Below are 13,006 nucleotides of genomic sequence, written 5' to 3' on the forward strand. Positions count from 1 at the left end.
ATCTTTGTCAGTTGAATTCGCCCAAATAGCTGCGCATGAACTTTAGCGCATAAGCAATATGATACTTTACGGTTTCGTGCGAAACGTTAAGTTCTTCGGCTATCTCTTTGTTGGTGTAATGCTTAATCCTGCTTAGAATAAAAACTTCTTTGGATTTTTTAGGAAGTAACGAAGCGGCTTTATCTACTGCTTCCTGCAATTCTTCGTAATAAATAGAATCTTCTGTTGCATTTGTACTGCTGTATTCGACAGTACTGCTATCCAGAACTTCTTTTATATATTGGTCTGTAATGGTGTGTGATTTGAAATAATCTAAAGTCACATAACGAACTGAAGTATAGATATAAGCCGAAAATTTCTTTTGAATAACCAAAGTCTTTCGACGTTCCCAAATAGTGGTGAAAACTTCCTGAACAATTTCTTCAGAAATGGGAATCGACTTCATCCTCAAATAAACGAAGCGAACTAATAAATCCCGATATCGAAAATATAATTCATCAAAAGCTTTGTCTTTTCCTTGTCTTAATAATTCGACAAGTTCTTCATCGGTAAATCTTTTATACATAATACGGCGCTTTTGTATTATTTGGCGAATAAATAAGGCTTGCCAAAACATCAGTTCCGATTATTTTCTTGCGATGTGTGCTCAATTTAAAAAATGACATATTCTACAGTGTGTTGTGTTGTTTTATAATATGTCTCCAAAATTAGAAATGAGGGTAGGTCAACAAGGTTACGTTTATATTAATAAAATGATCCGATTATAAAACATTATATTAACATTTCATTTCTCAGATGTTATGAAGGAAAGTTTAAAATTGAGATAATGAAGTTTTTGTGATATAAAAGAAATGTGCCGTTAGGTACAAAATATTGGTAGCCCAATAAATTCGCGATACGAAAGCGTGCCGTAGGTACGCAACAAAACGCAATCTATTACGTACCTACGGCACGTTGAACCCTTCTCAATTCATTTTTTTTCTACCGATATTTTGTACCTAAAGGCACAAAAACAAAACCTTCTGCCCTTTTATCTTTATAAAACAAAAAAGGTGACATCAATTAAGATATCACCTTTTTTAGTGTTTAAGTTATATTATAGACTACTTCACAAACTCAATTATAAATCCTCCTTTTGGAGCTAAATTATATTTCCAATTTGAAGTTATAGGATAAGTTTCTACTTTAAAATCCATTAAAGGATCTTTGCCTTCAGAGATAATTCTGAATTTTGAAAAACCTTTGCTGTATTTTTTAAGATCGATTGAAACTGGTGTTACAGAATTAGTTCCATTAATCCCAACGATATACGAAAGATTATCTTTTTTACGAGAAAGTACAATTGCTTTTCCTGGTTCTCCTATTATGCATTCGGTTTTATCCCAAGTTGCCGGCATTTCTTTTAATAAGTTCTTCAGTTCAGGAGGCAATGAATTAAAAACCTCTTCAGAATCGGCAAAATGAATAACTCCAGAAGTATAAATCATCGCCATTGACAACTCATGAACTGCAGTATTTAAACGTGTGTATTTTCTAAAAGTCAATGCAAATGGTGTATAATCTGCAGGTCCGGCAACATTTCTTGTAAAAGGTAAAACAGTGTTTTGTTCTGCTGCTTTTTCTGGGAATCTTGGCTCATAAAAATAACTTTCGGTTCCTAATATCGCTTCTGCAGTTACAAAATTCGGCCATGTTCTGTGCCAACCTCTTGGAACAGTTGTTCCGTGTAAGTTTACTAATAAATGTTGTTTTGCAGCATCTTCAAAAACTGATTGTAGCGTTCCCATAACTTCTTGACGATCTGAACACCAAAAGTCAATTTTAACACCTTTTACGCCCATATCAGCCAATTCTTTGAACCTTTTCTTTCTTTTATCCGCATCAAAATACTCAGCCGAATATCCCCAAACCAAAGGTTGAACTCCTTTTGACAAAGCATAATCAATAATTTTTCCTTCTTTATTTGCCTTTTCCCATCCTGCATCAAAAAGCGTGTATCTAAAACCAAATGAAGCCGAAACATCTGTGAATTTATTATACATTTCCGGCGTAAAATCCTCAGGATGTGACCACCATGACCAAGCTGCTTTTCCTGCTACAATCCAAGAAGTATCTTCAATTTTTGAGGCTGGAGCCAAATCTGTAATCATAGTCGACAATAAAATATCTCCTGCTTTATCGCCAATCATAATTACTCTCCAAGGCATTGTCCACGGTAAATTTGATTCCGGATAAGCATTATTATCTGGCAAAGGCAAGGTAAATTTTTCGTCTTTTTTAGCGAAAGCTATGCTGTAAATTCCTCCTTTAGAATCCGGTTGTAAATGACATCCCGGAAATGAACCGTCCGTTCCGGATTCCGCAATCAGAACCCAATTTTTAGTATCATTTACATTAAAAAGCGCTGGCATACACCAACCAACAGATTCATTTCGTGCGCCACTTATTGGATCTCCCGATTTTACATTTACATAAAAATCTTCATAACCAGGTGTATAATCTCCCGCTTTATTATACGGTTGAAGCCAACCTTTTGCATTTTGATCAATATGAAATCCTGTAATTTCATTTTTAAGAACTCTGGTTTGATTTTCTTTTTCTGAAAATCTATATCTAAAAGCAACACCTTCTTCTCCGGCAATTAAATCAATTGTCATTAAAGCGCCTTGCTTGTTTTTAAATGTTATGCTTTTACTTTCTAAAACATGATTTACAGCTTTATTATTGGCAACTTTAAGTTCGTATTTTTCGCGTTTTTCTTCTACAGCCGAAACATTTACAACCGATAAACCAGATGTAAAATCATTATTTTCGAAAGTCAAACCTAGCGGAGAATCTAAAATTACGGTTTTATCCTTGCGTGTCACTTTATAAGACAACTTTCCATCTTGGCTAAGCGATAAAGTAATTTTATTTAGATTATCCTTAGACTTCAGGTCAATTCCTGTATTTTGGGCTTTACCACTTGTCAGCACAAAAAATACTGCGGGTATCAGCAAATTTAAAGATCGATGAAGAAACATTTTTTTCATTATATATAATTTAGAGGTGATAGTTCATTTTTATTGGTTAGTAAAGTTTTTTTAGCCATCAATTTCACGAATTATTTTTTCACGCAGATTTAAAAAGATTTAAGCAGATCAGTGCAGATTAATTTAATAAAAATCTAAAATTAAATTTGCTCTAATCTGCTAAATCTGCGTGAAACAAAATCATTTTAATCTTTATAATCTGTGGCATATTTTTTTTAATTCTCAAGAATTACAACATCAAAAGCATACGTAATCGTTTCGTTATAAACTTGTCCGGCTCCAAAAATTGTATTTGGAAAATGAACATGATTCGGACTATCCGGATAATATTGACATTCTAAACAAAGTCCATCAAAAGGTTCATAATGTTTAGAATGTTCGCCGATTATTGCACTGTTTAAATAATCTCCTGTATACAATTGTACGCCCGGATAAGAGGTGTAAACTCGCATTAATCGTCCTGATTTTTCTTCGTACAATTCGCAGACAGCATTTTCATTGGCCGAATTTCGATCAAAAATATAATAGATATTCAGACCTTTATTTTGCATTACATCTGTTACTTTGTAATTAAAAAACAAATATTTATCTGCCGGTATAATTTTTCCTGTCGGAATATAATCTTCTTTACTTTCCAATATTTTTGTCGCCCGAATATTAAGTTTATGTTGACTTATTTTTTCTGTGCAAGCCGATAAATTAAAATAAGAATGATTCGTAAAATTCAGCGGAGTTGGTTCATCGGCTACAGCCAAAAATTCAATTTTGAGTTCGTTTTTATCTGTCCAGTTATAAATGACTTTTGCATTTAAATTTCCGGGGAAACCACCGTCTCCATTTTCATTTTCTAAAGTAAAAATCACAGAATCTTCCTTTATAATGAAATCAAAAACCTTGTTATTAAATCCCGCCGAACCGCTATGATTGTTGTTTTTACCATCGTTTTTATCCAGATAATAGGTTTTATTTTCGATCGAAAATTCGGCATTATTGATTCTGTTTGCAAAACGTCCAACCGTTGCTCCTATATAAGAAGTGTCTTTTAGATACCCTTCAAGAGTAGGAAATCCTAAAACTACATTTCCTTTAATTCCGTTTTTGTCCGGTACTACTATGGATTTTACTATGGCTCCATAATTAAGGAGTTCGACATAGTTTCCATGTACATTTGTCATTCGGAATATAAAGATTTCTTTGCCATTACAAACTCCAAAAGGTTCGCATGCAATCTTATTAATAGGATTCATATTGTTTTAAAAAAGGGATTGAAAACACCATTGTTATAATAGTATTTCAAATGTAGTTGTGATTATTATCATCAAAATGGACATTTTTTTTAAAAACATGGATTAAATTACGATATTTGAAAATTAGTAAACTGAAAATGAAGAATTCATCACAAAAGGAAAAAATAAAAGTTAGAGAAGGTTTTTTAGGACAACGAATGATTGTGATTCCTAAAAACATTCTTTCGAGCATTAAAAAAAATGCACTAATTTCTAGTTTGTACTTTACAGATATTGGTGTTTTCCCAAATGCAAGCCACCATTCGATGAAACGAAAACACGGAAGCAAGCAATATATCCTTATTTATTGTTACAAAGGTGAAGGCATTATTAGTAAAGAAAATAAAACTATAACGCTCAAAGCGAATACCTTTTATATAATACCTCCGGAAGTGGCGCATGATTATTATGCTTTAAAACAAAATCCGTGGAGTATTTACTGGATTCATTTTACAGGACCGCAAGCACCACATTTCTACGAAAAATTCATCACCGAATTTCCGGAAACAGCGCCACAATTATCGCTCGAAGAAAGACGTATCGAGCTTTTCGAAAATATACTTGATGTTATGGAAGATGGTTATAGTGCCAGTAATCTGGAATATGCGAATCTCTCGTTATGGCAATTATTGAATGCTTTTTTATATGAGCGATTTTTTATCAAAAAAAACAGGCAATTTTCAGAGGATAATACTATTGAGTCCGCAATTGATTATATGAAAAAACACTTGGATTTATCTTTAAAAATCAATGATGTCGCGGCTTATTTTAATTACTCGTCTTCGCACTTTTTTACCTTGTTTAAGAAGCAAACCGGTTATTCTCCAATACATTATTTCAACTATTTAAAAATGCAGAAAGCCTGCCAATATCTCAGCTTTACCACTATGAGTATTAAAGAAATAAGCTTTGCTTTGGGGTTTAATGATCCGTTGTATTTCTCGCGTTTATTCAAAAAAATAATGAGTACTTCGCCTATACAATACCGCACGGAATACAAGCAGTAACGCAATTGTTTTCGTATTTTAGCAAAGAGCATTCAAAAATCAGATTATAGTCCATCTATTCAAAAAAATCATCCATAAATCAAAGGTTCCTATTCCGCTAATTTTACAAAAGCTATTAAAACCTTTTTATGAAAAATTATAATTATACCTTTTTATTATCAATTAGCCTTGTTGCAGCATTGGGTGGTCTACTCTTTGGATACGACTGGGTTGTTATAGGTGGTGCAAAACCATTTTACGAAATTTATTTTGGCATTTCAGATTCTCCGGCTTTACAAGGATGGGCAATGAGTAGCGCCCTTGTAGGTTGCGTTGCGGGAGCCGCAGTTGCGGGAAAACTGGCTGATACATACGGAAGACGCCCTATGTTGATCGTTGCCGCCGTATTATTCTCCTTATGTGCGCTTGGTACAGGAGCTTCAGAAACTTTTACCGTATTTATTATCTGGCGTATTATTGGCGGAATCGGAATTGGGATTGCGTCGACAATTTCACCTTTATATATTGCAGAAATCGCTCCGCAAGAAACCCGCGGACTTTTCGTTTCGATTAACCAACTTACTGTAGTTATAGGTATTCTTGCCGCGCAAATAACTAATATGTTGATTACCGAAGTTATTCCGGCTGGATATACACACGCTCAGATTCTGGCTTCATGGAATGGTCAAACAGGTTGGAGATGGATGTTTTGGGCAGGATTTTTTCCAGCAGTTTTATTCTTTATTCTAATGTTTTTAATTCCTGAAAGCCCGAGATATTTGGCTAAAAAAGGAAAAAATGATACAGCCGAAGCAACACTTACCAAAATTGGTGGATTAGCTTACGGAAAAGAAGCTATCTCAAAAATTAAAGAAACTTTCACTGAGGAAACGGAGCAAACCGATTTCAGAATGTTATTGGATAAAAAAGCATTGCCAATTCTGGTAATCGGGATTGTATTGGCTGCTTTCCAACAATGGTGCGGTATTAATATCATCTTTAACTATGCTCAGGAAATCTTCGTTTCGGCGGGTTATAGTATCAATGATTTGTTTATGAATATTGTTATTACAGGAAGTATTAACCTTGTATTTACATTGGTTGCGATGGGAACTGTAGACAAAATTGGACGTAAAAAACTAATGCTTTTTGGTTCTGGCGCACTTGCTGTAATCTACGCTTTATTGGGTTATTTTTATTATACCAATGTTACCGGACTCCCTTTATTATTACTGGTATTATTAGCAATCGCTATTTATGCCATGTCCCTTGCTCCTATTACATGGGTTATTTTATCTGAAATTTTCCCTAACAAAATCCGTGGTGTTGCGATGTCTGTAGCCACATTTGCACTCTGGATTGCTTCTGCGCTTTTAGTACAAACCTTCCCTATTTTCAACGAATATCTTGGCACATCCGGAACTTTCTGGATCTACGGAATCATCTGTGCCTTAGGATTTGTGTTTGTATTTAAAAAACTTCCCGAAACCAAAAACAAAAGTCTTGAAGAGATTGAAGAACTGATGGTTTCTGATAAAAAATCAAAGAATATTCAATAATTTAAATTTCATTACATCATGCAAAAAGTAAATGTTTGGAAGGAAAAAATAATCCTACCAACCTATGAGGTGGGCAAACCTGAAAAAAATCCTGTATTTATTGAAAAAAGAGTTTATCAGGGAAGTAACGGATCTGTATATCCTTATCCGGTTATTGAAAAAATCGCAGACGAAAAAATCGACAAAGAATATCAAGCCGTTTATCTTGAAAATGAGTTTGTTAAAATAATGATCTTGCCTGAACTTGGCGGACGTGTGCATATGGCTTACGACAAAACCAAAGAACGTCATTTTGTATATTATAATCAGGTTGTAAAACCTGCATTAGTAGGACTTACAGGTCCTTGGATTTCTGGTGGAATCGAGTTTAACTGGCCACAACACCACAGACCAACAACTTTTGATCCGGTAGATTTTACGATTGAAGAACATGAAGATGGAAGCGCAACGGTTTGGTGCAGCGAAGTTGAGCGTATGTTTAGAACCAAAGGCATGGCGGGTTTCCGATTATATCCTGATAAAGCGTATTTAGAAATTAAAGCTCAATTGTACAATAGAACTTCATTCCCGCAAACCTTTTTATGGTGGGCAAATCCTGCGGTTAAGGTAAATGACGATTATCAATCGGTTTTTCCACCGGATGTAAATGCCGTTTTCGATCATGGAAAACGTGATGTTTCGTCTTTCCCAATTGCAAAAGGAACGTATTATAAGGTAGATTATTCGCCGGGAACTGATATTTCACGTTATAAAAATATTCCGGTTCCAACGTCTTATATGGCGATTGCGTCTAAATATAATTTTGTGGGCGGATACGAAAATGATTCAAAAGGCGGATTGCTTCACGTAGCCAATCATCATGTTTCGCCCGGAAAAAAACAATGGACTTGGGGACATGGAGATTTCGGTCGTGCATGGGATCGTAACCTTACTGATGAAGATGGTCCATATATCGAATTAATGTGTGGTGTTTATACCGATAATCAGCCTGATTTTACGTGGATTATGCCAGGTGAACAGAAAGATTTTACACAGTATTTTATGCCGTATCGCGATTTAGGTATCGTTAAAAATGCGACTAAAAATGCTATGGTAAATCTGGAAAGTATCGACAATAAATTAGTGATTAAAGCTTATACAACAGGTGTTTATCCGAATACAACGGTTACGTTAAAGAATAACGATACTGTTTTATTACAAAAACAATACGATGCTTCTCCATACAATTCATTCGAAGAAACGATTGATTTTGACAATAATACTTCGTTAGAAGGTTTATCAATTTCAGTAACTGATTCTGATGATAAAGTCTTGGTAGATTGGGCTTACGAAGGACCAAATGAGGCTGAAATTCCTGAAGCTGCAAAACCTGCTTTAGCGCCTGAAGATATTGAAAGTAATGAGCAATTGTTCCTTACAGCACAACATTTAGAGCAATACAGACACGCTACTTATAGCCCGATTCCGTATTATAAAGAAGCTATAAAACGTGATGTTGGCGATGTTCGTTCGAATAATGCGATGGGATTATGGTTGATGCGAAGAGCAAAATTCACAGAAGCTGAACCTTATTTTAGAGCAGCAATAAAAACTTTGACACAGAGAAACCCGAATCCATATGATGGCGAAGCGTATTTCAATTTAGGTTTATGTCTTAAATATCAAGATAAAAACAAAGAAGCTTATGATGCTTTCTACAAAGCAACGTGGAATGCTGCCTGGCAAAATCAAGGTTACTTTTATGTAGCACAACTTGACGCTTTAAACGGCGATTATGAATTGGCTTTGACACACATCAAAAAAGCAATTTCTAAAAATACCGAAGATCATAAAGCGTTGCATTTGCAAGTTGCCTTTCTTAGAAAATTAGGTCAACAAGAAAAAGCATTAAAATTAGCTAATGATTATCTTGAAAATGATTGCTTCAATTTTGGATTACTTTTCGAAAAATATCTTTTAAGCAATGACAAAAAAGACCTTGCGTATTTTAATTCATTGATCAGAAACAATATTCATACCTATATAGAGTATGCATTAGATTATGCTGCTGCAGGTTTATATCAGGAAGCTGCGAGTTTATTGAATGAAGGATTAAAAGATGAGGAAACTTATCCAATGGCTTGGTATTTTGCGGGTTCTTTCTACGAAAAATTAAATGATTACGGTCAAGCCGAAAAATGCTTCAAAATGGCGTCTCAGGCAAAGCCGGATTATTGTTTTCCTAATCAGGTTGAAGCGGCTTTGGTACTTCAAAATGTAATTAAGAAACAAACCAATGATGCAAAAGCTTTGTATTATTTAGGAAACTTCTGGTATGCTTCTAAATTTTATGATGATGCTATTTCTTGTTGGGAACAATCTGTGGCTATAGATGATACTTTCCCAACTGTACATCGTAATTTGGCTTTAGCCTATTATAATAAATTAGAAAACGAACAAAAAGCGCTTGCTAGTTTAGAAAAGGCGTTCTCTTTAGATTTAAGTGATTCAAGAATTTTAATGGAACTCGATCAATTGTACAAACGTTTGAACAGAGATTTGGTTTTCAGATTGGCTTTCTTAGAGAAACATTTAGAATTGGTGATTCAGCGTGACGATGTTTACTTAGAAAGAGTGGCTTTGTACAATCTTTTAGGCAAACACGATAAAGCGTTAACCCTATTACAAAACCGAATTTTCCATCCGTGGGAAGGCGGCGAAGGAAAAGTAAGCGGACAATATCTGGTTTCTTTAACTGAAATTGCCAAACAACAAATCTCCGAAGGAAATTATGATGAAGCAATTGAACTTTTAGAACAAGCGCAAACTTATCCTGATAATTTAGGTGAAGGGAAATTACCTGGCGCGCAGGAAAATGATATTCATTATTGGTTAGGCGTTGCTTTCGATAAAAAGAATAATCAGGAAGAAGCTAATAATTGGTGGAAAAAAGCGACTCAGGGATTAGAAGAACCAACAGCAGCGATTTTCTATAACGATCAGCAACCGGATAAAATTTTCTATCAAGGTCTTGCTTTCTTAAAATTAAACGACATTTCTGAAGCTAATAAACGTTTCGAAAAGCTCGTTGCTTATGCACAAAAGCATCTAAACGATCATGTTACGATTGATTATTTCGCGGTTTCACTACCTGATCTTATGATTTGGGAAGATGATTTAGATAAACGTAACAAAATTCACTGCTTGTATATGCAAGGTTTAGGTCTTCTTGGTTTGGATAAAAAAGCAGAAGCGGAAGAAACTTTTACAACTGTTCTTTCTGAAGAAAAAAGTCATTCAGGAGTTACGATTCATTTGTCTTTATTAAAGAATGAAGAATCGGTTTCTGTTTAAAAATAATGGTTAGTGGTTAGTAATTAGCCCCGACAGGTTTTAAAAAACTTGTTGGGGCTTTTTTTGTAATGAATATGGTACGCGGATGACACAGATTCGCTTCGCGAAAACGCGGATAAAAACGGATTTTTTTATTTTGCTTGCACTGATTCTTTTCAATCTTGTCATCTCGACAGAACTGTGCAGAATAACTTTGATGGCGAACCTTTGTCAAAGTTTTAAACTTTGACAAAGGTCATAGAACACTCCAACACTTTACATCAAAAAATGTCCTAATCTGATATTTTAATACTTTCTTATGTTTTATCATATTTTATTGTGCGAAGTATTTTTGCATGTTTTTAATAAACAACGAATTACGTCTAATTATATGATAAAAATTAGCACGCTAGTCGAAACTTATTATTAAACCAAAAACACAATTTAAAATTTTAAAACAAACAAAATTATGGCATTATTAAGTAAAAAAGCAATGAATTTCGCTTATGGTATGGGAGCGGCAGTAGTAATTATTGGAGCATTATTCAAAATTACTCACTTTGAAATTGGACCATTAACTGGTACATTGATGCTTTCTGTGGGATTAGTAACTGAGGCGTTAATCTTTGCACTTTCTGCTTTTGAACCAGTAGATCATGAATTAGACTGGAGTCTTGTTTACCCGGAATTGGCTAATGGTCAAGCTAGAAAAAAAGCGGACAAAGTTGAAACTCCATCTGATACTCAAGGATTGTTGTCTCAAAAATTAGACACTATGTTGAGAGAAGCTAAAATTGACGGAGAATTAATGTCAAGTTTAGGAAACTCAATCAAAAATTTCGAAGGAGCTGCAAAAGCAATTTCTCCAACAGTAGATTCTATCGCTGGACAAAAGAAATATGCTGAAGAAATGTCTATGGCTGCTGCACAAATGGAATCATTAAACAGCTTATACAAAGTACAATTAGAAAGTGCTTCAAGAAATGCACAAGCAAACAGCGAAATCGCTGAAAATGCTTCTAAATTAAAAGAACAAATGCAATCAATGACTGCAAACATTGCTTCTTTGAACAGTGTTTACGGTGGTATGCTTTCTGCAATGAATAACAAAGGATAATTAGTTTTTAACTATTATAATTTTATTAATAAAAACTAATTAGAAATAATGGCAGGAGGAAAATTAACCCCTAGACAAAAGATGATTAACCTGATGTATCTGGTTTTCATCGCAATGTTAGCAATGAATATGTCAAAAGAAGTTTTATCTGCTTTTGGCTTAATGAATGAAAGATTTGAAAGCGCTAATACTTCTTCAAAAACTTCAAATGAGGAACTTTTATCAGCTTTAGATTTAAAAGCTTCTGAAACCAAAGGAGAATTCGCAACTGCTGCAGTTACTGCTCATAAAGTTGAAACAGCTTCAAAAGAATTTTATGCATACATCGGATCTCTAAAAGGTGATGTTTTAAAAGGTTTTGAAACCGACAAAGAAACAGGAAAATTACCTTATGAGTCTATGGACAAAAGCGACAATATAGACAACTGGTTTACTGGAGAAGGATATACAGCTAAAGGTAATGATATCATTTCTCATATTGAGAAGTATAAAGCAGCTATGAAATCTGCATTATCAGATAAAAAATATGCTGTAATTTTAGCTGAAGTTGAAAAGAAATTTGATGTTTCAGATGTAAAAAATAAAGAAGGTTTAAAAGATAAATATCTAGCTTATCACTTTAAAGGTTTCCCGGCTGTAGCTTCATTAGCTAACCTTTCGGCTTGGCAAAATGATATTCAAAAAGCAGAATCTGATGTTTACAGTGCTGCTTTAGGAAAAGCTGCAGTAGCAGAAGCTTCTTATAGCAAATTTCAGGCAATTGTTGTTTTAGACAAAAATGCTTATTTCCAAGGAGAAAAAGTTACCGGTAAAGTGGTTTTGGGTAAATATGATCCAAATGCTCAATTTAGTGACTTTAAAGGTCCCGGTAAATTAGTAAATGGTCAAGCTATACTAGAGATGACTGCTGGTGGTGTTGGAGAACAAAAAATTGGAGGTTCTTTCAATTTTGTTGAAAATGGTAAACCAATTAATCTTCCTTTTAATGGAACTTATGTTGTTGTACCAAAACCAAATTCTGCTACTATTTCTGCAGACAAAATGAATAGTTTATAGAGGTGTTGTTAACCCAATCTCTGTATCATTCGCCGGTGTTGCTGATAATAAAGTTGTTGCTAGTGCTCCGGGATTATCTTCAGCTGGAAAAGCAGGAAAATATAACATGAGCCCGGGTTCAGGTACTGAAACTACTATTTCTGTAACTGGTACATTACCAAACGGAGATCAGGTTACGGATAAAAAAACATTTAGAATTAAAGGTATTCCCGGACCAACAGGAACAATTAGAGGTGAAATGGGTATCGTTAAAGGACCTAGATCTAACTTAGAAATTGCTACAATTGGTGCTAATTTACTTGATTTTGATTTTGAAGTTGGTTTAGAAGTTGTTGGATTTAACTTAAAAATTGCCGGACAACCTACAGTTGTTGTTAACGGTAACAAATTAAATGCACAATGTAAACAAGTTCTTTCAAGAGCAGGTAAAGGAGATCAGGTTACTATTTCTGAAATTAAAACTAAACTTGCCGGAGCTGGTAGTTATTTATTGCCAAGAACTGCTCCGGTAATTTACGAGATACAATAAGACAAATACTAGATCTGACACGATTTAAACTGTTAGTTTTTTGGAAACAAAAAAAGGTTTAATGATTAATTTCATTAAACCTTTTTTTTATTGTTTTTTTACAATCTTGTCATTCTTGGAATTAAATAT

At 34.3% G+C, this 13,006-nt stretch carries 7 protein-coding genes and 1 pseudogene; 5 read left to right on the plus strand and 3 right to left on the minus strand.

Annotated features, from left to right (window positions below):
* Positions 1-7: 7 nt before the first annotated feature.
* The 3 genes from CLU81_RS00650 to CLU81_RS00660 all read right to left on the minus strand — a co-directional run bounded on the left by CLU81_RS00650 (position 8) and on the right by CLU81_RS00660 (position 4,279).
* Complete coding sequence (locus tag CLU81_RS00650) at positions 8-565, minus strand: RNA polymerase sigma-70 factor (RefSeq protein ID WP_099708059.1); 558 nt, start codon at positions 563-565, stop codon at positions 8-10.
* Between the two features lie 538 nt (positions 566-1,103).
* A complete protein-coding gene (locus CLU81_RS00655) occupies positions 1,104-3,032 on the minus strand; it encodes a glycoside hydrolase family 97 protein (RefSeq protein WP_099708060.1) in 1,929 nt (642 codons plus the stop codon).
* A 215-nt stretch (positions 3,033-3,247) separates the two neighbouring features.
* Positions 3,248-4,279: an aldose epimerase family protein gene (locus CLU81_RS00660; protein WP_099708061.1), complete on the minus strand. Its 1,032-nt coding sequence runs from the start codon at positions 4,277-4,279 to the stop codon at positions 3,248-3,250.
* Positions 4,280-4,416: 137 nt separating this feature from the next.
* On the opposite strand from CLU81_RS00660, the gene CLU81_RS00665 reads away from it, so the two are divergent.
* From CLU81_RS00665 to gldM, 5 genes and pseudogenes are all read left to right on the plus strand, one after another.
* A complete protein-coding gene (locus CLU81_RS00665; protein WP_099708062.1) occupies positions 4,417-5,325 on the plus strand; it encodes an AraC family transcriptional regulator in 909 nt (302 codons plus the stop codon).
* 128 nt (positions 5,326-5,453) lie between these two features.
* Positions 5,454-6,863: a sugar porter family MFS transporter gene (locus tag CLU81_RS00670; protein WP_099708063.1), complete on the plus strand. Its 1,410-nt coding sequence runs from the start codon at positions 5,454-5,456 to the stop codon at positions 6,861-6,863.
* An 18-nt stretch (positions 6,864-6,881) separates the two neighbouring features.
* Positions 6,882-10,196: a DUF5107 domain-containing protein gene (locus CLU81_RS00675; protein ID WP_099708064.1), complete on the plus strand. Its 3,315-nt coding sequence runs from the start codon at positions 6,882-6,884 to the stop codon at positions 10,194-10,196.
* Between the two features lie 448 nt (positions 10,197-10,644).
* Positions 10,645-11,292 carry a gliding motility protein GldL gene (gldL, locus tag CLU81_RS00680; protein ID WP_099708065.1) on the plus strand — a complete coding sequence of 216 codons (648 nt, stop codon included), beginning with the start codon at positions 10,645-10,647 and terminating at the stop codon, positions 11,290-11,292.
* Between the two features lie 48 nt (positions 11,293-11,340).
* Positions 11,341-12,877: pseudogene (gene gldM, locus CLU81_RS00685) on the plus strand (gliding motility protein GldM).
* Positions 12,878-13,006: the final 129 nt, after the last annotated feature.

This window comes from Flavobacterium sp. 9 (assembly GCF_002754195.1).
GTDB lineage: Bacteria > Bacteroidota > Bacteroidia > Flavobacteriales > Flavobacteriaceae > Flavobacterium.

Coding starts and splice junctions, on each gene's coding strand:
- CLU81_RS00650 (WP_099708059.1), bottom strand. CDS start 565: ATGTATAAAAGATTTACCGATGAAGAACTTGTCGAATTATTAAGACAA.
- CLU81_RS00655 (WP_099708060.1), bottom strand. CDS start 3,032: ATGAAAAAAATGTTTCTTCATCGATCTTTAAATTTGCTGATACCCGCA.
- CLU81_RS00660 (WP_099708061.1), bottom strand. CDS start 4,279: ATGAATCCTATTAATAAGATTGCATGCGAACCTTTTGGAGTTTGTAAT.
- CLU81_RS00665 (WP_099708062.1), top strand. CDS start 4,417: ATGAAGAATTCATCACAAAAGGAAAAAATAAAAGTTAGAGAAGGTTTT.
- CLU81_RS00670 (WP_099708063.1), top strand. CDS start 5,454: ATGAAAAATTATAATTATACCTTTTTATTATCAATTAGCCTTGTTGCA.
- CLU81_RS00675 (WP_099708064.1), top strand. CDS start 6,882: ATGCAAAAAGTAAATGTTTGGAAGGAAAAAATAATCCTACCAACCTAT.
- gldL (WP_099708065.1), top strand. CDS start 10,645: ATGGCATTATTAAGTAAAAAAGCAATGAATTTCGCTTATGGTATGGGA.